This is a genomic window from Leptothrix toolikensis (SeqCode) (assembly GCF_057922285.1).
The window spans coordinates 1-24,289 of record NZ_JBYSVC010000008.1 but is presented as its reverse complement, the minus strand read 5'-3'; the positions used below and the strand labels follow the sequence as shown (position 1 = coordinate 24,289).

Genomic DNA, 24,289 nt, shown 5'->3' with positions numbered 1-24,289 from the left:
CGGTTCGGAGTGATTCAGTGCGTGCGCATCATCGCTGAGGTTGCCAGTGCCCGCTAAACTTTTTCAAAGCTCCCTTAAGCCGACACAGGTGACAATCACATCATGAGAATCTTGCTTGCTGAAGACGATCCGCTCTTGGGCGATGGCCTGCGCGCTGGTTTACGCGCCCAAGGTTTCTTGGTGGACTGGGTGCGCGATGGCATCGCTGCGGAGCATGAGTTGCTGGGTAACCCCTACGCGGCGGTGGTGCTTGACTTGGGCCTGCCACGCATGGACGGCATGTCGGTGCTTGAGACCGTGCGGGCTCGGGGGGTGCAGGTGCCGGTGTTGGTCCTGACCGCCCGCGACGATGTGCGTGATCGGGTCGGTGCGCTGGATCTGGGCGCGGATGATTACGTCGTCAAGCCGGTCGATCTGCATGAGCTGGCTGCGCGCCTGCGGGCCTTGATCCGGCGCTCCAACGGCCAGACCCAAGACCGCTTGCAATGCAACGGGGTTGATTTGCATCTGGCCTCGCGCGAGGTTTGGGTCGATAACGAGTCGGTCAAACTCTCGACGCGTGAATTCAACCTCCTGCACGCCCTGATGCTGCGTCCCGGTCGGGTGCTGACCCGCGAGCAGCTAGAGAATCATCTCTACAGCTGGGGCGAAGAGGTCGGCAGCAACACCATCGAAGTTCACGTGCATCACCTGCGGCGCAAATTGGGCTCGCAGCGGATTCGCACGGTGCGCGGTGTGGGCTACGCCATCACCGTGGGGCCGGTGACCACGGCGGCGGATGACGACGAGTCTGATCCGGCCTCGTCCTCAGAGTCTGATCCGACGGTGCCCTGATGGTTTGGCGACCCAGGCTGCGTGCTGAGTCTTTGCAGGGGCAGTTGCTGCTTTGGGTGCTGACAGCGGTCACGCTGCTGTGGGCCACCGCGACGTTTTTCGCTTGGCGCGACGCGCGCTATCAAACCGATGAACTGCTTGACGGGCATTTGGCCCAAGCAGCGGCCATGTGGATCGTGCATTTTGGTGATGACGACGAGGTTCATCTGCATGGCGAGTTGCGCGTCGCCCCCACCTTGCATCGCTTTGCCCCCCGTATGGCCTTTCAGCTTTGGCACGACAACCTCTTGTTGCTTCGTTCCGCCAACGCCCCCACCGCATCATTGGGCTCCTTGAGCCGCGCCGGCTTTTCGGATGTTCAGATTGAACAGCAGCACTGGCGCGTGTTTGTGGCGCAGGCACCGGGGCATGAGACGGCCATCATGGTGGGCGAGTTGCGTGACGCTCGCCAAGAAATTGTCCAGACCATGCTGCGTGGCACCTTGCTGCCTTTGGCAGTGGTGTTGCCTTTGTTGGCGTTGGTGATCTGGTTGGCGGTGCGGCGTGCTTTGCTGCCGCTGCGTCGTTTGGGCTTGGTGGTGGCGGGTCGGCGAGCTGATCGCTTTGATCCGGTTGAGTTGAAAGACGCGCCCATCGAAATCCGCCCGCTGGTGGTGGCACTCAATGACTTGTTCGAACGCATCGAGCAATTGCTCGAATCTGAGCGTCGCTTTACCGCCGATGCGGCCCATGAGTTGCGCACGCCCATCGCGGCCATTCGAGCCCAAGCCCAAGCGGCGTTGACGGTTCAAGATGGGATGCAGCGGCGGCGTGCTTTGCAGTCCACCCTGGCCGGTTGTGACCGAGCCACTCGGGTGATCGAACAGCTGCTGACCTTGGCCCGCTTAGAGGCCAGCGTGGCTTTAGAAGGCAAGCGCTGTGATTTGACCGCCTTGGTGCGCGAAGAAATGGCGGAGTTGGCCGGGTTGGAACGGGCCGATCAGCATGATTTGCAGCTCGATGCGCCTGACCAAGCTTGGGTGCTGACGCAGCCGGGTTTGATGTCGATCTTGGTCCGCAACCTGACCGACAACGCCTTGCGCTACAGCCCGGCGGGCTCGGTGGTGCGTGTGCTGATCGAGGCCGTGGGGCCGGAGAAGGTGCAGCTTGTGGTCGAGGACAGCGGCCCGGGCATGACGGCCGAACAACGGCAACGCTTGGGGGAACGCTTTTTCCGGGTGACGGGCAACCAAGCCAGTGGCAGCGGCTTGGGCTGGTCGATCGTGCGCCGCATCAGCACCGCCGTGGATGCGCAGGTCAGCGTCGATGCTTCAGCCGATTTGGGCGGACTGAAGGTAAGCGTGTTGTTGACGGCGCAGCGGACGGCTTAGCGAATTTCGAGCTGATCCAGCTCGGCTTGCTGGCCGGTGTAGTGCAGCACGCAGGTGTAAAAAAGCCGTGTGCGGGCCGCATGAGGGTTGATACGGGTGATCTCACCGTCCACCAGCCATTGCGCATCGGTGCTGCTGACATGCAGCTCGCGGTCCGCATCGAAGCTGGCTCCAGCGGGGAACTGATCAGATTGACGCGCGAACTTTTGACAGTCAGCCACCGCTTGCTGGCGCGTGATGGTGATCGTGTCGTCGCCGCCATTGAGCCAAACGGATAACTTGGGGAACACCACCGTCCACGTCAAGACGCCCAAAGTGACGAAGAGTGCGCTGGTACCCAAGACCCAGCCCAGTACTCGGCGGCGGCGTCCTAGACTGCCAATCACTTGGGCATCGGGGTGATGGCGTTGCAGGGATCGAAGGCCTTCTTCTGAGCCCGCTGGTACCAAGTCGATGCGGTGACACACCGTACAGAGTTTGCCGCTGCCACCCGCAATGCCCAGCACACTGACCCAATGGGGTAACAAGTAGCGCAGGCTGGCCATGTAGTTGCGGTGGATGGTTTGAGCGTCGATGGTGCCGCAATGTTTGCAGACCAGCGAGGACGCATCCAAGCGCAGAAAATGGCGACGCACCCGACGCATACGCGGTTCAGCCTCGCGCCGTCCGTCCAACGGCCCACCGCATTCGGGGCAAGTGTCAGGGATGACGCCTTCGACCAAGGCCACGTTGTGATCGCAGTGAGGGCAAGGGTTGGAACTCATGGGCAGAAGGTAGCGAAGAAAGAATCAGTGGCTCAGCCGCCAAGGCTGATGTTTACGGCCCGAATAGGCCGAACGCAAGGCCAACACACGCGGCACGTAGCGTTGAGTTTCGTCAATATCAGGCACCTTGCCTGCGCGTAAAACCCGGTTCTCTCCAGCGTTATACGCGGCCAAGGCCAAGCTGAGGTCACCGGAGAACCGATTGAGCAGCCAACGCAGGTAAGCCGCACCGCCGCGCAGGTTTTCTTCGGTCGCGTGGATGTCACGCACGCCAAAACGCTTGGCGGTTTCGGGCATCAGCTGCATCAGGCCCACAGCACCGCGCGGGGAGATCGCACCGGGGTTAAAACCCGACTCGGTGGCGACCACTGCGGCGACAAGGTGGGTGTCGAGAGAAAACTCACGGGCGACGCGCTGAATCATCGGCAGCAGCTTGTCGGGAATGGGTTTGGCATCGATGGCCGCAGCAGGTGCGGGGGGCAGGGCACGACTGGGCGCTGCGGAAGCGGTCAACGAGGTCTGTGGGCTCGGTGCAGCCTGGATCGGCAGCTCGGCAATCAGGGTTTGCGGGGTGGCTTCTGATTGGAAGTCTGACAAGATGACCGTGGTCGTGTGGGTACTCGGTCCATGGACCGGGGTGTGGTTGGTGAAAATGTCGGCTTCAGCGCTCATGGGATGCGCCAAGCTCGTACACAGTGCAGCACCCATCAGGGCACGGGACGTACGGGGCATGGACCAGCGTCGGTATCGTCGGCTGTCGCGTTGGGGGAGCGTGTTGTTGCTGTACATGGGCAAGTCCGTTCGTGGCTTAAGAGGTGGAACCGGGCTGCGCCACAACCTTTGGCGCGAGTTTTGCCAAGGATCTGCGCAAACTGCCCGTCTGTCGTCCAAAAACTACCGCTTGCTCATGATCCAATCGCACACCCGTCGTACACATTTGCACAGAGTGTTGAATATGCAACATATAAAGCGGACCCCTGTGCTGGGCGGATCTGGGTTCAATAGGAATACAAGAGGGTAAAAATGCGCGTCTTGTTGGCTGAGGACGATTCCATGTTGGGCCGGGCCATGTGCCTCGGGCTGATGCAAAACGGCTACGCCGTGGATTGGGTGACCGATGGTGAAGCCGCTCTGGCGGCCTTGAAATCGCATCGCTATGACTGTGTCTTGCTGGACTTGGGCCTGCCCAAGCTCAGTGGCGAGGAGTTCTTGCGTTTGGTGCGTTCATCGGGGGATAACTACCAGCCCATCATCGTCATCACGGCCCGGGGGCAGGTGGAAGATCGCATCCTCATGCTCGATCAAGGGGCCGATGATTACTTGGTCAAACCTTTTGATCTCGAAGAGATGAGTGCGCGTATGCGTGCGGTGGTGCGGCGCAGTCAGGGTGCGGAGCAAGAAACGGGTCAGTTGATGCATGGTCCTCTCACCATGTCACCGTCGAGTCGCACCGTGACGTGGCAAGGTCAACCTGTGGCGCTCACCACCAAGGAGTTCTGGATCCTTGAGCTGTTGATGCGACGGCGCAACCGGGCGGTTTCCCGTCAACAAATCGAAGATGCGTTGTACGGCTGGGGCGAAGAAGTCGAGAGCAACGCGGTGCAAGTGCATGTGCATCACCTGCGCCGCAAGCTGGATGCGCGCGTGATTCTGACCGTGCGAGGGGTCGGCTATCAGTTGTGCCCTGAGAACGAAATTCGGCCCTCTGGGGCCCTCTGAAGAGATCACCCACTTTGATATCTCGGCGTTTTTTGCGGCGCTGGTCGATGCGTAATCGGCTCTTGTCCATCGTGGTCAGTTCGACCTTTGTGGCGGGGTTGGTCGGGGTGTTGGCCATGTACTGGGCCGCCACGGCCGAGAACGAGCGCATGCACGACGAGCATTTGGCCGAGTTGGCCCAGACCGTGATGCGATTTGCCGAGCATGAGTTGCTCGAAAGCATGCCGGCCAGTGGCCCGCCCTCGGGCGGGGTGGTGGACGACGAGACCACGACCACCTTGGGTACACGGTTCATGTACCAAATCTGGTCGCAAGACGGCCGTTTGATGCTGCGCAGTCACAACGCCCCGAGCACGCCTTTGGCCGCGCTGGGCCGCATGGGCTATGGCACGCAGCAATTCGCCGATGGCTCGGCCGTGACCTTCGTGGCACGCGGCCTCTCTGAGGCCTTGGAAGTGCATGTGGCCGACTTGGTCGAGCAGCGCAACGCCGTGGTGCTGAGTAGTTTGGCGGCCCCCGTGGGGGGGTTTGCACTGGCGGTGTTGATCGTGTTGGGCTTGGCTTGGCGGGCTATGTCCCAAGCGGTGGGGCCGATGACCGAAACGGCGGCGCAACTCGTGAGCCGTAGCCCCGCCGATCTCACGCCGCTCGAAGTGGCCAACATGCCCATCGAGTTGCAGCCCATCGTGGAGGCCATCAACGCGCTCTTCACCCGCATCTTGGGGGCCTTGATCCACGAGCGCGATTTCAGTGCCATGGCTGCGCATGAATTGCGCACCCCCTTGGCGGCCTTGCGCCTTTATGCCCAAGTGGCCCAATCGGCCTCACGGGGCAGTGATGACGCCATCCTCAAGGAGTCGCTGGGCAATTTGTTGGTCAATGTGGATCGGTGTTCCCATGTCGTCGATCAAATGCTGGCTTTAGCGCGCGCTGAGGGTGCGCCTGAGCTGGCCTCGACCGGGGCGATGGATCTGGAGCGCGTGGTGATGGATGTGTTCGATGACATGGCTTTCGAGGCGGATCGGCGCAACATCGGTTTGAGCTCCTACGTCGAGGCGCTGAGCATGCATGGCCGGCGCGTCGGGGTGCAGACCTTGCTGCGTAACTTGGTCGCCAACGCCATCCGCTACAGCCCCGAAGGCGGTGAGGTCGAAGTCCGCACCTTCGAAACCGACGATGCCGTGGTGCTGATGGTCGATGACAACGGTCCCGGTATCCCGGTGGCGGATCGTGACAAGGTGTTTGACCGCTTCCGCCGGCTCAGTGACGATGGTCGCGGCTTTGGGTTGGGTTTGGCGATTGTGCGGGCGGTGGCCGACACCCATCGCGCCACCATCGAGCTGTCTCAAGCCCCGCTGGGGGGCCTGCGGGTTCAGGTGCGTTTCCCACGTCCTGACGCCGATACAGCGCCCAAGGCCACGCTCACGGCGGTCACGCCCAAGACGACATAAAGCGCCAAGCTCCAGAGCTCAAAAGGCACGCCGAGCAAGCGCACGGCCGCTTCAGCGCAAGATGCCCGCACCTCGAAGACTTCGGGGAGCAGGGCGTCCACCCCCAGACCCGAAATGACGCGGTCGGCCAGGGTCAGGTCACAAGAGGGTAGATAAGCGGCCACCCGGTTTTGATAGATCGCGGCGGCGGCTCCGGCGGCGCACAGCATGCTGATGCCGATAAGCACCGTCCGCCGACCCAACCTTGGCAAGGCGGCTCCGATCCCAGCGGTCAGGGCGATCAGCACAAAGATCAGGCGTTGCAAGATGCACCAAGGGCAAGGTTGCATGTCAAAGCGGTGCTGACCCACCAAGGCGGCAGCGACCACCCCCGCACTGACCAGCGCGATCCCGCCCAAGATCAGGCGCTGCTTCTTGACGCCACGCGCCTTGCGTTGATCGCCCCAAGCCATCACACCCCCTCGGCAATCAGTTCGGCGATCAGCTCGATCTCGACACATGCCCCCAGCGGAATCTGCGCCACGCCAAAGGCGCTGCGGGCATGGGCACCGCGCTCAGACCCAAGCACTTCGACCAGCAGGTTCGACGCACCGTTGGTCACCAAATGCTGTTCGGTGAAGCTGGGTGTGCTGTTGACCAAGCTCATCACCTTGACGATGCGCTTGACGTTTTCCAAGTTGCCCACCGCCGCTTGCAAGGTGCCCAGCAGATCAATGGCGACCAAGCGGGCCGCTGCTTGGCCCTCAGCGGTGCTGAGGTCTTTGCCCAGTTGACCGGCCCAAACTTGGCCGTCGCGTTTGGCGATATGGCCGGAGAGGAACACCAGCGAGCCGCTGCGCACAAAAGGCACATAGGCGGCAGCAGGGGTGGCCACGGCGGGCAGGGTGATGCCGAGGGCTTGCAGGCGTTGGGCAATGGTGCTGGTGGAGGACGTGCTCATGGGCAATACGGGGTGAAAGTCGCAAAAGATCGCCAGATCCTACACTGCACCGACAAGATGGGAGGCGAGCATGCATGCTTGGATCTTGGGTGCGGCCCTTGTGGCGGGGACGGCGCTGCAACTCCAACAAGCCACGTTGTGGGACGTGCATGGGGCGCAGGGTGCGGTGGCTTTGGGCGTGCTCAGTTTGTGGGTCGCGTGGTGGCTCCGCGCTTCGCCATGGCGCTTCATGGCGGTTTTTGTTGCCGGTATTTTGCTCGGATGGGGACAAACCGCATGGCGCGCGCAGACCCGCTTGGTGGAAGGCGCGCTGGCCCCGGCGTGGATCGGGCGCGACATCGAGATCACCGGGGTGGTGGCCTCCTTGCCGGTGTGGCGCTCGGATGGGGTGCGTTTTGTCTTTGAGGTGGAGTCAGCCAGTGTTCCGACCCAAGACATCCCAAAAATGCTCTCGCTGGGCTGGTGGCGTGGTTGGCACGAGGGCGATTTGAACGCCCTGCATGCGTCCGGCGTGCGCGTGGGTGAGCGCTGGCAGTTGCAAGTGCGGCTCAAACCCCTGCGCGGTGCTTTCAATCCGCACGGTTTTGATGTGGAACTTTGGGGCTTTGAGCAAGGCTTGCGCGTGCAGGGCAGCGTGCGCGCTTCGGGCTCGGCCAAGGTGCCGATCAAGCTGGCCGAAGGCGTGGGTTATCCGGTCGAGCGTTTGCGCCAACACGTGCGTGATCGCATCGAAGCCACCCTGGGTGCTGACCATGTATCGACTGCCGGAGTGGTGGCGGCCTTGGTGGTGGGCGATCAGGCCGCGATTGAGCGCGAGGACTGGCGCATTTTTCGGCTCACCGGCGTGGCCCATTTGATGTCGATCAGCGGCTTGCACATCACGATGCTGGCTTGGCTGGCTGCGATAGGGATTCGCTGGCTGTGGTGTCAAAGCGAGCGCTTGGTGCTGCTTTGGCCGGCCGCCAAAGCGATGGCGTTGGGGGGTGTGCTGGTGGCTGTGGCGTATGCGATGTTGGCCGGTTGGGGCGTGCCGGCGCAGCGCACGGTGGGCATGTTGGCCATCGCAGCAGCGTTGCGTTTGAGTGGCTGGCTTTGGCCCATGCCGGCTGTGCTGGCGCTGGCTTTTGTGAGCATCGTGATCTTCGACCCATGGGCCTTGTTGCAGGCGGGGTTTTGGTTGTCCTTCATGGCGGTGGCGCTGCTGCTGAGTGCATCCGAGGCGGTAACGGAGAGCGCTTCGGCGGGGTTCATGGGGTGGCGCAGTTTCCTGCGCACCCAAGCGGTGGCCACGGTGGGGCTGGCACCCTTGAGCTTGCTGTTCTTTCAGCAAGTGTCGCTGCTGGGTTTTGTCGCCAATGGGGTGGCGATTCCTTGGGTAACGCTGCTGGTGACCCCTGTGGCTTTGCTTGGCATGCTGTGGTCCGAGCTGTGGTGGCTGGCGGCATGGGCGATCGAAGCCTTGATGACGTTGCTGCGGCCGATGGCGAGCTGGGCCTGGGCCAGTCCGAGCGTGGCGGTCGCGCCGGTGTGGGCTCAAGGCTTGGGGCTGCTTGGGGGGTGGTTGCTGATCGCGCCTTTGCCGTGGCGGGTGCGCTGCATGGGCTTAGCGCTCTTGGTGCCGTTGTTCAATCCGCCCATGGCGCGTCCCGATGACGGCCAAGTTGTGCTGCTGGCCGCTGACATCGGTCAAGGCAACGCCGTGCTGGTGCAGACCGCCAAGCACACCTTGCTCTACGACACGGGCCCCATGATCGGCCGCGATAGCGACGCGGGTGAGCGCGTGCTGTTGCCCCTGTTGCAGGCTCTGGGGCAGACCGAACTGGACGCTTTGATGCTTTCACACCGCGACAGCGATCACGTGGGTGGGGCAGCCACCTTGAGTCGCAGCCTGCGTATCCAGCAGGTGATGTCATCGCTGGAAGCCGAGCACCCGCTGCATGCCTTGTGGACGGAGAAAAAGATCGCGCATACCCCTTGCGAAAAAGGCCAGCATTGGTCGTGGGATGGGGTGGATTTTCGGGTGTTGCATCCCCGCCCCCAAGACTACGAGCGTGCTCTTCAAGGGCGTTTAAAGCCCAATGGCTTGTCGTGTGTGCTGGAGATTCGTACCGCCAGCCAGCAACGCATTCTCTTGGTGGGTGATATCGAACGTGAGCAGGAGTTGGCGCTGGTGGAAGCCGGTGTTCTGGCCCCAGGAACGGCGGTGTTGCTTGCACCGCATCACGGCAGCCGCACGTCTTCGACGCCTGCATTCCTCCATATGGTGCATCCGCGCCTTGTTTTGGTGCAGGCGGGGTATCTCAATCGCTATGGGCATCCGGCCGCCGATGTGATGGCCCGTTACAAAGCGTTGGGTTCCCACGTTTTACGCAGTGATCGTTGTGGTGCAATGCACTGGCACAGTGCGGACGCCGCACCGTGGGCCGCACCGTGGTGCGAGCGTGAACGACGTCAACGCTACTGGCATGCAGCAATGCAGGGTGAACCCGAATAAAGTGGCCCCGAACTTGCTAGTTAAAGCGCACGTTGAGGGTGTCCATTCAAATCGAAAACCATGAAACCGATGTTCGATGAAATGTATGCGGGCCCAGCGGCCGCTCAGGACCTGCGGGCTGCACGGGATCATTACGTGGCCTATGCCCGCTGGCTCGATCAACAGCCCCAAGAAGTCATGCGTGACCGCCGGGAGGAGGCGGAGATGATCTTCCGCCGGGTCGGCATCACCTTTGCGGTGTATGGCGACAAAGACTCAGGTGAGGGGACCGAACGTCTTATTCCCTTTGATCTCATCCCACGCGTCATCCCGGCGCACGAGTGGCGTGAGATGGAAAAAGGCTTGCGCCAGCGTGTCACGGCCTTGAACCGCTTTGTCCACGATGTCTACCACGACCAAGAGATCATCAAGGCCGGCTTGGTGCCGGCCGAGCAGATCCTGAACAACGCCCAGTTCCGGCCCGAAATGATCGGCGTGAACGTGCCAGGCGGGGTGTATTCGCACATCTCCGGCATCGACATCGTGCGCGCTGCCAATGCTGATGGCAGCGGCAGCTACTACGTGCTGGAGGACAACTTGCGGGTGCCTTCGGGCGTGAGCTACATGCTTGAAAACCGCAAGATGATGATGCGGCTCTTTCCGGACTTGTTTGCCGCGCACCGTGTGGCCCCGGTGGCGCATTACCCCGATTTGCTGCTCGAAACCCTGCGCAGCGTCGCTCCCGGTGGCGTCAACGAGCCCACCGTGGTGGTGTTGACGCCGGGGATGTACAACTCGGCCTACTTTGAGCACGCCTTCTTGGCGCAGCAAATGGGGATCGAGTTGGTCGAGGGCCAAGATTTGTTCGTCAAGGACGACTTTGTCTTTATGCGCACCACGCGCGGCCCCAAGCGGGTCGATGTGATTTACCGCCGCTTGGATGACGACTTTCTCGATCCAGATGTGTTCCGCAAAGGCTCGACGCTGGGTTGCCCGGGCTTGCTGACGGTGGTGCGCAAGGGCAACGTCACGCTCTCGAACGCCATTGGCACCGGCGTGGCCGACGACAAGTCGATCTACGCCTACGTGCCCAAGATGATCGAGTTTTATCTGGGTGAAAAACCGATCCTGAACAACGTGCCGACCTATTTGTGCCGCGAGAAGGACGACTTTAAGTACGTCCTCGACCATCTGCCCGAGCTGGTGGTCAAGGAAGTCCACGGTGCAGGTGGCTACGGCATGTTGGTGGGCCCTGCGGCCAGCAAGCAAGAGATTGCTGATTTCCGCATGCACTTGCTGGCCAACCCGAGCAATTACATCGCCCAGCCGACCTTGAGCCTCTCGACGTGTCCGACCTTTGTGGAGTCGGGCATCGCGCCGCGCCATATCGACTTGCGGCCTTTTGTGCTCTCGGGCAAGGAAGTGCAGATGGTGCCGGGGGGCTTGACCCGCGTGGCCCTCAAAGAGGGCTCGCTGGTCGTCAATTCGTCACAAGGCGGTGGTACCAAGGACACTTGGGTTTTGGAGGACTGAACATGCTGTCAAGAACGGCGGACCATTTGTTTTGGATGGCGCGCTACATGGAGCGCGCTGAGAACACGGCACGGATGCTGGATGTGAACTACCAGACCTCCCTGTTGCCGCAGTCGGCTGCGGTGTCGGAGCAGGGCTGGCGCGGGCTGCTGAGCATCTCCGAGCTGAGCGAGATCTTCTATGAGCGCTACGGGGCCATTGAGGCGCGCAAGGTGATGCAGTTCATGGTGCGCGACGAGAGCAATCCGTCCAGCATCGTGTCGTGCTTGCGTGCGGCGCGTGAAAACGCCCGTGCGGTGCGCGGTGCGCTGACCACGGAGGTCTGGGAAACCACCAACCAAACTTGGCTGGAGTTCAACCGCATGGTGCGCGAGGGCTGCTTCGAGCGCGATCCGGCCAACTTCTTCGAGTGGGTCAAGTTCCGCTCGCACCTCTCACGCGGGGTGCAGGTCGGCACCATGCTGCAAGACGAAGCCCTGCATTTCGTGCGCATCGGCACCTTTTTGGAGCGCGCTGACAATACCGCCCGCTTGCTGGATGTGAAGTTCCATGCGGTCGAGAGCGACTTCTACGGCGCGGCGGATGCCAAGGATCAGGAGTACGACTTCTATCACTGGAGCGCCATTTTGCGTTCGGTCTCGGGCTTCGAGGTCTACCGCAAGGTCTACCGCAACGTCATCCAGCCCGAGAAAGTGGCTGAACTCTTGATCCTGCGCCCCGACATGCCGCGCTCATTGGCCGCGTCCATCAACGAGGTGGTGGTCAATCTGGCCTTGGTGGCCAACGACCACTCGGCCGAGACGCAGCGCCGTGCTGGACGCCTGCGCGCCGATCTTGAGTTCAACCGCATTGATGAAATCTTGACCACCGGCCTGCACGCCTATCTGACTCAGTTCCTCGACCGTGTGAGCGATCTGGGCGGGGGCATCAGCCGCGATTTTCTGGTTTCGGCCCGTTGATTTTTTAGGAATTACTTGTGTCTATCCACGTTGCACTGAGTCACGTCACGCACTACAGCTACGACCGTGCGGTCGGGCTGTCGCCGCAGATCGTGCGTTTGCGCCCGGCCCCACATTGCCGCACGCCCATCCTGTCTTACTCGCTCAAGGTCGAGCCCGAAGGCCATTTCGTCAACTGGCAGCAAGATCCGTTCGCCAACTACCAAGCCCGGCTGGTCTTCCCGGAGACCACCACCGAGTTCAAAGTCAGCGTCGATCTGGTGGCCGAGATGTCGGTCTACAACCCCTTTGACTTCTTCTTGGAGCCCGGTGCTGAGACCTTCCCCTTCAGCTACGAGACCGATCTCAAGCAGGAGTTGGCACCTTACCTTGTGGCTGAGCCCGCCACGCCGGTGGTGCAAGCGTTTCTTGACAGCATCGACCTCAAGGAAGTGCGCACCATCGACTTCCTCGTGGGCATCAATCAGCGCTTGCAGCAGCAGATCAAGTACACCATCCGCATGGAACCCGGGGTGCAAACCCCCGAGGAAACGCTGGTCAAGGCTTCCGGTTCGTGCCGCGATACCGGCTGGCTGCTGGTCGAAACCCTGCGCCATCTGGGCTTGGCAGCGCGCTTTGTCTCCGGCTACCTGATTCAGCTCAAGAGCGATGTCTTGGCGCTGGACGGCCCGAGCGGGACTGAAGTTGATTTCACCGATTTGCACGCTTGGTGCGAGGTTTACTTGCCGGGCGCAGGCTGGGTCGGTCTGGACCCAACCTCGGGCCTGATGGCGGGCGAAGGCCACATTCCGGTGGCTTGTACGCCGCAGCCGTCGAGCGCAGCGCCGATCAGCGGGGCGGTGGATGAGTGCGAAGTCAGCTTCGCCCACACGATGCAAGTCACCCGCATCCTGGAGTCGCCGCGCGTCACCAAGCCCTACACCGAGGCCCAATGGGCCGAGATGCTGGCGCTGGGCGAGGCGGTCGATGAAGAGCTGGTGGCGGGCGATGTGCGCCTGACCATGGGCGGCGAGCCGACCTTTGTCTCGGTCGATGACCGCGATGGCGATGAATGGAACACCGAAGCCCTTGGGCCGACCAAGCGGCTCTTTGCCCAAGATCTGGTGCAGCGTCTGCGCGACCATTACGGCGCGAGCGGCTTCTTGCATTACGGCCAAGGCAAGTGGTATCCGGGTGAGCAGTTGCCGCGCTGGGCGCTGTCGATCTTTTGGCGCGCCGACGGTCAACCTTGCTGGCACGATCCCAGCTTGTTTGCTGACGAGCGCGAGCCGCATGCCTACACCGCTGCGGATGCCAAGCGCTTCATCAGCCTCCTCAGCACCAAGCTGGGCGTGGGTGACAAGACGCTGCAAACCGCCTATGAAGACACGTGGTACTACCTGTGGCGCGAACGCCGCTTGCCGGTCAACGTCGATCCCTTCCACAGCAAGCTCGACGACGAAATGGAGCGTCAGCGCCTGCGCCGGGTCTTCGATCAAGGCCTAGAGGCTGAAGTTGGCTATGTCTTGCCCTTGAAGCGCGATGGCGACCCGGGTCAAGGCGGTGTGCGGAGTTGGCGCACCGGGCCATGGTTCTTCCGCGACGAGCGCATGTACCTGATCCCGGGCGATTCACCGATGGGCTACCGCCTGCCGCTCGACTCCCTGCCGTGGGTCAAGTCGGGGGACTACCCCTACCACTTTGAGCACGACCCGTTCGCCCCGCGCGACACGTTGCCCACGTCCGCTGCCTTGCGCAGCCAGTACGCCCCGCATGCCTTGGGTGGCGGCTTTGCTGAAGGCGGGACGGTGGGCGTGCAAGGTCAGCAGCTCTCTTCCCAAGGGGGAGAGGGGGAAAGCTCAGCCGCCTTCCTGAGCACCGAAGAGCTGGCACGCTCACCCGCGCGGTTCGAATCAGCGCATTGGATCAGCCGCACCGCCTTGTGCGTTGAGGTGCGTGATCCGCGCCGGGCCAATGGTCCCAAGGCTGAAGCCGTCGGCAGCCCCAGCGGCGTGCTGTACGTCTTTATGCCGCCCTTGAAGTATCTGGAGGATTACCTCGATTTGCTGGCCGCTTTGGAAGCCACGGCGGCTGAGTTGGGTATGAAGGTGGTGCTTGAAGGCTACCCGCCGCCGCGCGACCCGCGCTTGAAGATGCTCCAAGTCACCCCGGATCCGGGCGTGATCGAGGTCAACATCCACCCTGCGCACAACTGGACCGAACTGGTTGAGCACACCGAATTCCTCTACGACGCGGCTTGGAAAACCCGCCTCTCGACCGAGAAGTTCATGCTCGACGGCCGCCACACCGGCACCGGCGGCGGCAATCACATGGTGTTGGGCGGCGCTACGCCAGCCGATTCGCCTTTCCTGCGTCGGCCCGACTTGCTGGCCAGCTTGCTGCGTTTTTGGCACAACCATCCTTCCTTGAGCTACTTGTTCAGCGGCTTATTCATCGGCCCGACCAGCCAAGCGCCTCGGGTGGACGAAGCGCGCAACGATCAGCTCTATGAGCTGGAAATCGCACTCGAACAGATCGAGCGCAACAAAAAGGCCTATCGCCAAGACATGCCGCCATGGCTGGTGGACCGCACGTTGCGCAATATCTTGATTGACGTGACCGGCAACACGCACCGCAGCGAGTTCTGCATCGACAAGCTCTATTCGCCCGATAGCTCAACCGGCCGCTTGGGCTTGCTGGAGCTGCGTGCGTTTGAAATGCCGCCGCATGCCCGCATGTCGATCGTGCAGCAACTGCTGCTGCGCTCCTTGATCGCGCGCTTCTGGAAAACGCCCTACACCACGCCGCTGGTGCGTTGGGGCACCGAGTTGCACGACCGCTTCTTGTTGCCGACCTTCATCCAGATGGATTTCGACGACGTGATGGAAGAGATGAACCAGTCGGGCTACGCCTTTGACAAGGCGTGGTTTGCCCCGCACTTTGAGTTCCGCTTCCCCAAGGTCGGCGAGGTCACGGCGCGTGGCGTCCACATGACGCTGCGCAACGCCTTGGAGCCTTGGCACGTGATGGGCGAAGAGGGCGCGGCCGGCACCACGGTGCGCTACGTCGATTCCTCGCTGGAGCGCATCGAGATCAAGGTCACGGGCCTCATCAACCCACGCCACGTGGTCACGGTCAACGGCGTGCCGGTGCCGCTGCAACCCACCGGGCGGGTGGGCGAGTTTGTCGGCGGGGTGCGTTACCGCGCTTGGGAAGCGCCTTCGGCCTTGCACCCGAGCATCAAGGTGCATGCACCGCTGACGTTCGACTTGGTGGACAGCTGGATGCATCGTTCCTTGGGCGGTTGCCAGTACTTCGTGGCGCATCCGGGTGGGCGTAACTACGACACCTTCCCGGTCAACTCCTTCGAAGCCGAAAGCCGTCGTTTGGGCCGCTTCTTTGCGATGGGTCACAGCATCGGTCGCATCGACGTCAGCCCCCCCGAGCAGAGCCAGGAGTTTCCTTTCTCGCTGGATTTGCGCCGCATCTAAAGCTGGGCCGGTGGGTTCTTGGGCGCGGCCTCGGGCATCATGACGCTATGCATGCACGCCCGATTGCCCCGCCCACGTCCAGTCCTGCCGCTGATCCGCTGGCCAACGCTTGCGCTGGGCCGCTTTGGCAACGCTTCCTGAGCGTCCTCGGTCCGGCCGGCTGGTCGGACCTCAGCGCCCGCCACGCCCGGGTCCAGCGCCGGGTGCGCGAAGACGGAGCCACCTACAACGTCTACGCCCAAGAAGGCGATCAGGCCCGCGCTTGGCCGCTGGAGCTGCTGCCTTTCCTGATCGGGGCCGAGGAATGGTGCCAGATTGAGCGCGGCGTGGCCCAACGGGCGAGGCTGCTCAACGCCACCTTGGCCGATGTCTACGGGCCGCAAAAGCTGCTGACTGAGGGGCTGCTGCCGGCCTCGCTGATCTGTGCCCATCCCCAATACCTGCGCCCGCTGGCGGGCATCAAGCCCCACCATGATCAGTGGCTGCATGTGGTGGCGGTCGATTTGGCTCGGGGGCCGGATGAGAAATGGCGGGTGGTGGGGCAACGCAGCCAAGCGCCTTCGGGCTTGGGCTATTTGCTTGAAAACCGTTTGATCGTCGCCCAGCAGTTCATTGAGGCTTTTCGGGAGCTCAAGGTGCAGCGGGTGGCCTCGGCGTTCCAAGCTTTTATGGAAGGCTTGATGCGCGCCAGCCCGGCGGGCGAGCGTTCGCGCATCGCTTTGCTGACGCCGGGGCCACGCAACGAAACCTATTTTGAGCACATTTTTTTGGCGCGCTACCTCGGTTTGACCTTGGTCGAAGGCAGTGATCTGACGGTGCGCAACCAGCGGCTCTACCTCAAGACCCTGCATGGCCTAGAGCGCGTCCATGTGCTGCTGCGCCGCGTCGATGACGAATGGCTCGACCCGCTGGAGCTGCGCGCTGATTCGGCCTTGGGCGTGCCCGGCTTGGTTCAAGCTTTGCGCGCTGGGGAGGTGGTGGTGGCCAACATGCCAGGCGCGGGGGTGCTGGAAAGCCCGGGGCTCACCGCCTTCTGGCCGGCCGTCTCGCGCCGCTTGTTGGGCGAAGAGCTGCTGCTGCCCGCCACCACCAGTTGGTGGTGCGGTGAGGCGGCGGTCTGGCGGCAGCACCGCGAGCGGCTGGCGGAATTCGTCGTCTTGCCGACCTTCCCCGCCACGGAGGTCACGGGGCGTTTTGAGCCGCGCATTGCTGCCTTGCTCTCGCCCCTTGAGCTCAAGGCCTTGCAAGCTGCCATCGACGCCAACCCGGCGGCTTACACCTTGCAAGCACCGGCACGGCTGTCGCAGCATCCCGTCTGGTCTGAAGGGCAGATCGAAAGCCGGCCCGCTGTGGTGCGCTGCTATGCCGTGGCCGACGGCCAAGGCGGCTGGCGGGTGCTGCCTGGCGGCTTGACACGGGTGGGCACGGGGCAAGGCGGCAGCGCCGACGCTTTTCTCTCCATCCAGCGCGGCAGTGCCAGCACCGACACGTGGGCGCTGACCGATGGCCCGGTCGATCCGACCTCGCTTTTGCCCAAGCCCTTGGCCCCTGAAGACTTGGTGGGCTGGCATCGACCCATCACCAGCCGGGCGGCCGAGAACCTCTTCTGGATCGGCCGCTACACCGAGCGCGCTGAAAACACCCTGCGTCTAGCGCGCTTGCTGTTTGACGCTTTGGCCGGGGCCAGCGCGCCGGTGCTGGCGGTGTTGCACACCTTGGCGGTGCGCAACAGCATGGTGATCGCCACGGTGCCGGGGCCGCTGGACGCCAAGGGTCAGGTTTCGGTGGCCACGTCACGGGCCTTTGAGCACGCCTTGCTCCAAGCCATGCTGCAAGCGCCCGGCTCCGGTCCGGTGGCCAGCGTGGGCTACAACCTCAAAGCCTTGCGCGGCTGTGCCGAGGCCCTGCGTGAGCGGCTCTCGCCCGAGCACTGGACCTTGATCCATGAAATCGCGGATCGGTTCGATGCTGACTTGCGCACTGTCATGGGCAGCGAAGAGGGCGAGCCGGTCAGCGAGGTGCTGGGCGTGCTCGATCAAGTCGGCACCTACTTGGCGGCGATCACTGGGGCGCAGACCGACCGCATGACGCGCGACGATGGCTGGCGTTTGCTGAGCGTGGGCCGCCAGATCGAACGCCTTGATATGTTGGCCGATGCGCTGGCCACCGGCTTTGAGCACGGCTTGCATCGCATCGAAGACGGTTTTGCCCTGTTGCTGGGCTTGTTTGACAGCACCATCACCTACCGGGCGCAGTTCCAAGCGCGCCGCGAGGTGCCGCCGCTGCTGCATCTGTTGGTGCTCGATACCGACAATCCGCGCTCTTTGGCGTGGGTGGCGCGCACCTTGCGCGACCGACTGCGCAAGCTGGCGCGCCACGATGCCACTTGGGCCGAAGCGGTGACCGAATCCCTGCCCCAGCCTGAAGAATGGTCGCTGGCCGTGCTGGCCACTCCAGACGAGTTGGGCCAGTACAGCGCGCTCATCGCGGCCTTGCGCACCTGTAGCCAAAGTGCGCAAAGCTTGTCGAGCGAGGTGAGTCGGCGGCTCTTTTCCCATGTGGCAGCCGAAGAAAAGGCGGTCTGGCAATGAATCTGGTTCCTTCGGACGCTTTGCTGTCGCGGCAGTTGCGCGTGCGTCACGAGACGCGCTATGTCTACGGTGCCCCCGTTGAGTTGGCGCATCACATGGCGCACCTGCGCCCGCGCAACACCCCTTGGCAAACGGTGCATGACTGGCGCTTGCTGATCAGCCCCGAGCCCGAAGGCGCGGCCCAAGGCATCCAAGAGAGCGAGGACACGTGGGGCAACTGGCGCGCGGTGTTCTCGCATGCACGGGTGCATGCGCAGTTGGTGGTTTCGGCCTCGTTCCGGGTGGTGGTGCAACCCATCGACCCTTGGGTGGCCGACAAAAGCCCAGCGTGGGAAGCGGTGGCCGAGCGCCTGCGCTATCACGCCAAAGCCCGGCTCGACGAAGCTGCCGAGTTCGTGTTGCCGTCCTCTTACGCGCCGTTGCACGCCGAGCTGGCCGCTTTTGCGGCCCCGCTTTTTACGCCCGGCCGGCCCTTGCTCGAAGCGGCTGACGCGCTCATGCGCCACATCCACAGCGACTTCGCCTACCGCCCCCAAGCCACCTCGGTTTCGACCGAAGCGCTTGAAGCGCTGCGCCGGCGCGAAGGCGTTTGTCAAGACTTCGCCCACGTCATGATCGGCGCGCTGCGCTCGCTGGGCTTGGCGGCGCGCTACGTCAGCGGCTACCTCCTGACCCAGCCGCCCGAGGGCCAAGAGCGCTTGATCGGTGCCGATGCCTCGCACGCTTGGGTGGCGGTTTGGTGCCCAGTGCATGGCTGGATCGCCTTCGATCCGACCAACGCCGTCACCCCGGGCCTCGATCACGTCACCGTCGGCTGGGGCCGCGACTACACCGATGTCGCCCCCCTGCGTGGCGTCATCCGAGGCGGTGGCCGCCCCGTCCCCCAAGTCGCCGTGACGGTCGAGCCGGTGTGAGGGCTCGCCTGGAAGGCTCGGGGTGTTGTTTCCGACCCTCTCGTTGCCGCCCGGTTACAGGGCTGTCGCACAATGGGCACCCAAATCAGGAGCACTAACTTTGGCAACACCCAACTATTCCTACGAAAAACGGCAACGTGAATTGGCCAAGAAGCGCAAGACGGAGGAGAAGAAGCAGCGCAAGCTCCATAAGCCCGACGGCAGCCCCGCCGATGAGTCGGTCGAACAAGACCCCAGCAACACCTCTACCGATGGCAGCACCGGCGATCCCGCTGTTGCGAGCAACGTCTGACCCCGCTCGGGGTGAGGGTGATCACCCCTCACTTCGGACCAACATCTCCAAGCACTGCTCTTTCAACCCATAAAACTGTTTGATCGCGTCGATCTGGCTGTGAATGTGGGCGCGGTGTTGTGGGGATGACGGATTCTGGCGGCGCACGGCCAGAATCATCTTGTTCTTGAGCGTGTGCTCCAGCGTCGTGAACTCGAAGACTTGCGTGTCATAGCCCTCGGCGTCCAACAGCAGGGCGCGCAGGCCGTCGGTGATCATTTCCGCTTCCTGCCCCAAGTGAATCCCATGGTTGAGCAGCGGGCGCAGCAGCGCCGGGCTTTGCATCTGCGGGCGCAGTTCCTTGTGGCAGCACGGGGCGCACAGGATGATGCTGGCGCGGGCGCGCAGGCCCAAATGGATGGCGAAATCGGTAGCGATGTCGCAAGCGTGCAGCGCCACCATCACATCAAGCCCCAGCGGCGTGTAGGTGCGCACGTCACCCGCATCAAAGTGCAGACCGTTCATCGCATGGGCTTGGGCTGCCGCGTTGCAGAGTTTGACCAGCTCGGGGCGCAGCTCCACGCCGGTCACATCGGGCTTGCGGCCCATGCTATGCAGCGCGTCGTGCATGGCAAAGGTCAAGTAGCCCTTGCCGCAGCCAAAGTCCACCACCCGCACCGTTTCTTGGTCCAAGGCCGAAGCCTTGAGGGCGCTTTGGAAAATCTCGACAAATTTGTTGATCTGCTTCCACTTGCGCGCCATGGCCGGCACCAACTGCGGCGCATCCACCGCGCCATGGCTCAGGCCCAGATCACGCCAGAAGGGGCTTTGCAGCGTCAGGGGCCGCACTTTTTCGCGGTTGTGCCCGCTGGCCAGCATTGAAGCCTCGTCGCCTTCGGCTTTGCCTCCCTCTTGCCCATCTTCCACGCTGTCCTCGGCCACCGCCTTCATGCTCAGATGGCTCTTATCCCGCCCGCCCTTGGCTTTGAGCGTGAGCTGCACCTCGTGGCTGCGGCTGAGCAAATGAGCGCTCTCAAAGCCCTTCAGCGCCACCAGGGCGTCAATCACCGCCAGCGCTTCAGCGGTCGGCACGTTGTGCGTGATGTCTTGGGTGCTGTGCCGATACACCAACTGCACATGCGCCACCCCACGCAACATCACCGGCCGCCCCAGCACCCGCTCCAAACTCTTGTCCTCGCCCCGAAAGCGCCCCAAGCTCAACTTACGCCACTGCCCACTGGCCAGCGCACTGCCCAACACCGCCAAAAACCGCTCCCTCGCCGGCCTCTCCCCCGAAGTCTCTTGAGTCGCGGCAGTGGGTTCAATAAGTTGCGTGAACATGGAAGCGGTCATGGTCTGAGTCTTTAAGGGGCTGGATTGTGGGGCTAGCTCCATCCCATCTCTTGAGCGATACGGGCAACGCCGGTCAAAAAGACTTGGTAGCTGACGGATCGGTTGGCGGTGGTGCTGAGGTGTTCGCCCATCAGGCGTGCGCCACTGCCTTTTTGGAAGCCGGGGACGATGCGTGCCAGCTCGACGGATGGCTTTTGCCAAGTGTCGGGATCGGCAAATCGTTTGTGCAGAGCGGGTGAGGCCAGTTTGGGGTTGCGATAAGCCTGTGCCAGCGCGGTTGGGTCGCCCAGATACCAGCCTTCCAATTCTTGGCAAACCAGTCGGATCAGCGTGTCCTCGCGCCCGCTGCGCACGCACATTTGTTTCAGTTGGGTTTTGATGTTCAAACAGTCGGCGTTGTCGTTGTCGCGCACGATCACGAAGCGGTCGCCGGGGATACGCCAAGCACCAAGTTTGCGGCTGATGCTGGTATCCAGATCACTTTTGCCTTGATGTGGGATGCAGAGAAAGTGTGTGCCGACCACCCAGCCCGGAAACATTCGGGGCAGCAAGCCTTCAAGCAGCAGCTTCATCGAAGGTTCTTCCAACAGGAAGATCAGTCGCCCCTGCATCAGTTCAACCCTTCCAAAAGGCCTTGCTTCCACAGATAGCCCGGCAAGTCGCCGGCGTCGTACAGGGCGCGGAGATTCTCAGATTCGCTGGCCCGGCGGACTTGGGTGAAACCGCCGGTTTTGCCTAAGCAGTAGATCTCGTCGAGCGTGAGTGCGTTGAGAAAATCGGGTGAGTGGGAGGAGATAAACACCTGTCCACCCCGACGCGCATAGTCGCGGAATTCTTCGGCCAGTTCGGGCAGAAGATCGGGGTAGAGCTGGTTTTCTGGCTCTTCGACGGCCAGCAGGGGGTAGGGCTTGGGGTCGTTGAGCAGGACCAAGTAGGCAAACATCTTGATCGTGCCGTCCGAGACATGGCGCGCAATAAATGGGTCTTTGAAGCTGCCGTCTTGGAAGCGCAGCACCAGTCGCCCGTCTTCGGTTTGGCGCGGCTCGATCATCGAAATACCCGGCACTCGGCGGCGCATGGCAACCAAGATGCGATCAAAGTCGGCCCGGTGGTTTTCAAACAAATGGTTTGCCACCAGATGCAGGTTTTCACCCCGAGTTGAGAGATGTTCAGCAAAGCCGTCTTCTTGACTCGGACGGGCCTCCGAGACGTGAAAGTCCGAGATGTGCCAGTTCTCGATCATGGTGCGGAACGCGCTGGCTGCTTTGAATCGGTCAAACTGCCCCAAGCCCTTGATGGCCAAGATATCTGGCGCCTCAAGAACTTCGTCCACCCGATCTAGGCTTTCCTCGACCTTGGAAAAGTCATCTTCGTTGCTGATGGCATAGCCTCGGCCAAACTCAAAATCGAGGAAGTGATAAGGCTTGCCGCTGGCACCGCGCTTGTAGCGCAACACTTCCCGCGCGACGACCACGCGGCCGGTCACTTCGGGTTGAATCTTGAGCATGTACGTCACCAGCCGTTCATGGCCGGTGATGTCGAGGCGGAACTTCAAAGTGAGTTCGATGGGTTCATGCGTAAACCCCCGACTCGCCAGCTCCCGATAGCCTCCGCGCTTGGAAACCGCCTTGCCGACATTCATCGTCAGCGCGTCTTTCAAGAAGGAGAACACGTCAAACAACGTCGACTTGCCCGTCCCATTGGCCCCCACCAGCACGCACAGCTTGGGAATGTTGTCCAACCGTGCATGCCGAAACAGCCGGTAGTTCTTGATCTCAATCGACTCAATTTGCATGCTTACGCTCCAAGCTACCGCAGCTATTGTTATCTGCTTCCAGTACCCTCAAAAATACCGATATTAGTTTTGGTAATGATGGTCGAAGGCATTCGATTTTTGAGGCCATTTGTCAATTTCTTTTGTTGATTAGTTGTCCTGCCATATTGATATGTTTGGCATAATTTGATATCGGGTGATACTTGGGGCCGTGCATGGTGCTTCTATAATTCAAAATATCAAATGCTAGATCTGTTGGTAAATATTCTTCAAATGATGCGGCGTATCTGTCTATGTGGGTATCTTGCGTTTTTACAAGATTTAGGTCTAGTGTGCTATGTTTTTGAAATGCTGTAAATATAGAGTGAAGTGTTATCTTTATTGGGTTATTTGATTCTTGGCTGTGAGCCATCCGCGAAACGTCGTTTTTCATGAGCGCGCCTATCGACGTAAATGGTGGCGACAAGCGTGTGCCTGTTAGTATTTCATCAAAATCGCGTGGCGAGACAAATCGTATGCAGCATAGCGAAATAAGGTAAACAATATATATATTGTGTTTCTTTTCTGTTGAATTTATGGAGGTGATGGCTGCTGAGGTTATTTCTATAATTTTTGGAATGGATCGCATATCTATGGTGAAGACGCGCGTAACCCATTCGACGGCTATCGTTAACAAGTCTTGATGTGTGTTGTGTGTTTCAATATATCCTTGTGGTGGCTCGCTTGTGTCAATATTGTTTGGGTTGAAATTGCTGGAGTATTTATCCAATTCAAGACGAATGAGTCCACAGGCATTCGCAGAGGGTAGTAGAACTTCCGAATCAAAGAACCTCTTCAAATACATGTGTCCATTGAACCCAGAGCCATATACAGCTTTGACAGATTCCGATAGCTGATCGAGGTTCACGGAGAACACGAAGCAGACGCCTTCGATGCCGAAGATGTGCTTGATGCCTTCGAGTAGTTCGATGGCAAAGTTTGGGCGACAGCGGTCTAGTTCATCCACAAAGATAAATAAAGGTGCTTTCCGTTTGTTGGTGTCATGGATGATTTTGAGGGTTGCAGAAAAAGATGCTTTGAAATCATCAATGACGGACTCTCGGTTGGTTTGGTCCTTGAGGTACTCTTTGAAGAATAAGTCAAGGCCCTTCTTTGATTCTTCGATGCCTATTTCTCTTGTTTCATCCGCGTTGCTTGTTATTGGATCTATGGTGCGGGTTTCATATGCCTCCTTGATTTCATCAAGGTTTGCACCAAAGTACCTTGCTGCAAAGCCATAACCAACTTGTTTTAACACTGGCCATAAAGCTCGCCGGGCCTTTTTTAGCGTTTCTGAAAGTTGTTTTTCTGCTTTGGCTTGGAGGCCCAAGGCATTAATTTCTTTTTCAAGACATTTATTGATTGCCGCCAAAATTGCAATCAACGGATCAGCGGCATAGTCGGCTTTCCATGCGTCAAAATGGATAACATTGAATGGCACTTCTTTCGCCTGAAGATCTTTCATCCAGCGTTCGATGAAGAACGTTTTACCTTGCCCCCATGGGGCATCTAGCGCGATATTGAATGGCTTTAAATCTTCGCCTTCTGGTGCGGTTCGACTGACCACGTAATTGGTCAGAAAATTGGCAAATTCTTCTCGTCCGCCGAGAAGGTCATCTTTCCAGATCGAATCCTTGTCCGATCCTTGTGCTGGATGATTCATGTGATTTCCGCTGTTTCCAAAGACTAATTCCAAAGACCATTCACCCAAACGCCTGAATCCCCGTCTGTGCGCGGCCTAGGATGAGGGCGTGGATGTCGTGGGTGCCTTCGTAGGTGTTGACGACTTCGAGGTTGACGAGGTGGCGGGCGATGGGGAAGGTGTCGCTGATGC

General features: G+C 61.0%; 19 protein-coding genes and 1 pseudogene. 11 read left to right on the top strand and 9 right to left on the bottom strand.

What is annotated here, in order from left to right; genetic code table 11:
• The first annotated feature begins 102 nt into the window (after window positions 1-102).
• Together AC3VI7_RS02510 and AC3VI7_RS02505 are read left to right on the top strand one after the other, a co-directional pair.
• Entirely contained in the window at window positions 103-834 is a 732-nt protein-coding gene (locus tag AC3VI7_RS02510) for a winged helix-turn-helix domain-containing protein (protein WP_489669431.1), read from the top strand.
• Window positions 834-2,204, top strand: a complete 1,371-nt coding sequence (locus tag AC3VI7_RS02505; RefSeq protein ID WP_489669430.1) for an ATP-binding protein — start codon at window positions 834-836, stop codon at window positions 2,202-2,204. The genes AC3VI7_RS02510 and AC3VI7_RS02505 overlap by 1 nt, the downstream gene beginning before the upstream one ends.
• Here AC3VI7_RS02505 and AC3VI7_RS02500 read toward each other — a convergent pair.
• Both AC3VI7_RS02500 and AC3VI7_RS02495 read right to left on the bottom strand, forming a co-directional pair.
• Entirely contained in the window at window positions 2,201-2,968 is a 768-nt protein-coding gene (locus tag AC3VI7_RS02500) for a hypothetical protein (RefSeq protein ID WP_489669429.1), read from the bottom strand. The genes AC3VI7_RS02505 and AC3VI7_RS02500 overlap by 4 nt on opposite strands.
• A 24-nt stretch (window positions 2,969-2,992) precedes the next feature.
• A complete protein-coding gene (locus AC3VI7_RS02495) occupies window positions 2,993-3,700 on the bottom strand; it encodes a lytic transglycosylase domain-containing protein (protein WP_489669428.1) in 708 nt (235 codons plus the stop codon).
• Window positions 3,701-3,991: 291 nt separating this feature from the next.
• On the opposite strand from AC3VI7_RS02495, the gene AC3VI7_RS02490 reads away from it, so the two are divergent.
• Entirely contained in the window at window positions 3,992-4,687 is a 696-nt protein-coding gene (locus AC3VI7_RS02490) for a response regulator transcription factor (protein ID WP_489669427.1), read from the top strand.
• Window positions 4,688-4,734: 47 nt separating this feature from the next.
• Window positions 4,735-6,138 (top strand): sensor histidine kinase, encoded by a 1,404-nt coding sequence (locus tag AC3VI7_RS02485; RefSeq protein WP_489669426.1) that lies wholly within the window; start codon window positions 4,735-4,737, stop codon window positions 6,136-6,138.
• Here the strand turns inward: AC3VI7_RS02485 and AC3VI7_RS02480 are convergent.
• Window positions 6,060-6,590 (bottom strand): disulfide bond formation protein B, encoded by a 531-nt coding sequence (locus AC3VI7_RS02480; RefSeq protein WP_489669425.1) that lies wholly within the window; start codon window positions 6,588-6,590, stop codon window positions 6,060-6,062. The genes AC3VI7_RS02485 and AC3VI7_RS02480 overlap by 79 nt on opposite strands.
• A complete protein-coding gene (locus AC3VI7_RS02475) occupies window positions 6,590-7,078 on the bottom strand; it encodes a RidA family protein (RefSeq protein ID WP_489669424.1) in 489 nt (162 codons plus the stop codon). Before AC3VI7_RS02475 ends, AC3VI7_RS02480 begins: the two co-directional genes overlap by 1 nt.
• 70 nt (window positions 7,079-7,148) lie before the next feature.
• Between AC3VI7_RS02475 and AC3VI7_RS02470 the strand changes: the two genes are divergently transcribed.
• The 7 genes from AC3VI7_RS02470 (at window position 7,149) to AC3VI7_RS02440 (ending at window position 19,310) form a co-directional block, all read left to right on the top strand.
• Entirely contained in the window at window positions 7,149-9,572 is a 2,424-nt protein-coding gene (locus tag AC3VI7_RS02470; RefSeq protein WP_489669423.1) for a DNA internalization-related competence protein ComEC/Rec2, read from the top strand.
• A gap of 60 nt (window positions 9,573-9,632) precedes the next feature.
• A complete protein-coding gene (locus AC3VI7_RS02465; protein ID WP_489669422.1) occupies window positions 9,633-11,084 on the top strand; it encodes a circularly permuted type 2 ATP-grasp protein in 1,452 nt (483 codons plus the stop codon).
• Window positions 11,085-11,086: 2 nt separating this feature from the next.
• On the top strand, window positions 11,087-12,043 hold the full coding sequence (locus tag AC3VI7_RS02460; RefSeq protein WP_489669421.1) for an alpha-E domain-containing protein: 957 nt from the start codon (window positions 11,087-11,089) through the stop codon (window positions 12,041-12,043).
• A 17-nt stretch (window positions 12,044-12,060) separates the two neighbouring features.
• On the top strand, window positions 12,061-15,513 hold the full coding sequence (locus AC3VI7_RS02455; protein WP_489669420.1) for a transglutaminase family protein: 3,453 nt from the start codon (window positions 12,061-12,063) through the stop codon (window positions 15,511-15,513).
• Window positions 15,514-15,560: 47 nt separating this feature from the next.
• Window positions 15,561-18,104, top strand: a complete 2,544-nt coding sequence (locus AC3VI7_RS02450; protein ID WP_489671026.1) for a circularly permuted type 2 ATP-grasp protein — start codon at window positions 15,561-15,563, stop codon at window positions 18,102-18,104.
• Window positions 18,101-19,018: a transglutaminase family protein gene (locus AC3VI7_RS02445; RefSeq protein ID WP_489669418.1), complete on the top strand. Its 918-nt coding sequence runs from the start codon at window positions 18,101-18,103 to the stop codon at window positions 19,016-19,018. The genes AC3VI7_RS02450 and AC3VI7_RS02445 overlap by 4 nt, the downstream gene beginning before the upstream one ends.
• Window positions 19,019-19,118: 100 nt before the next feature.
• A complete protein-coding gene (locus AC3VI7_RS02440; protein ID WP_489669417.1) occupies window positions 19,119-19,310 on the top strand; it encodes a hypothetical protein in 192 nt (63 codons plus the stop codon).
• Between the two features lie 21 nt (window positions 19,311-19,331).
• Here the strand turns inward: AC3VI7_RS02440 and AC3VI7_RS02435 are convergent, their stop codons facing one another.
• From AC3VI7_RS02435 to AC3VI7_RS02415, 5 genes and pseudogenes are all read right to left on the bottom strand, one after another.
• Window positions 19,332-20,642, bottom strand: coding sequence for a class I SAM-dependent methyltransferase (locus tag AC3VI7_RS02435; protein WP_489671027.1), 1,311 nt, complete (start codon window positions 20,640-20,642; stop codon window positions 19,332-19,334).
• 32 nt (window positions 20,643-20,674) lie between these two features.
• Window positions 20,675-21,253 (bottom strand): DUF4276 family protein, encoded by a 579-nt coding sequence (locus AC3VI7_RS02430; protein WP_489671380.1) that lies wholly within the window; start codon window positions 21,251-21,253, stop codon window positions 20,675-20,677.
• Window positions 21,253-22,437, bottom strand: coding sequence for an AAA family ATPase (locus tag AC3VI7_RS02425; RefSeq protein WP_489669414.1), 1,185 nt, complete (start codon window positions 22,435-22,437; stop codon window positions 21,253-21,255). Before AC3VI7_RS02425 ends, AC3VI7_RS02430 begins: the two co-directional genes overlap by 1 nt.
• Before the next feature lie 112 nt (window positions 22,438-22,549).
• The gene (locus AC3VI7_RS02420) at window positions 22,550-24,118 is read right to left on the bottom strand and encodes a KAP family P-loop NTPase fold protein (RefSeq protein WP_489669413.1); all 1,569 of its coding nucleotides are present in this window, start codon (window positions 24,116-24,118) and stop codon (window positions 22,550-22,552) included.
• A gap of 40 nt (window positions 24,119-24,158) precedes the next feature.
• Window positions 24,159-24,289, bottom strand: a pseudogene (locus AC3VI7_RS02415) (acyl-CoA dehydrogenase); the annotation flags it as partial.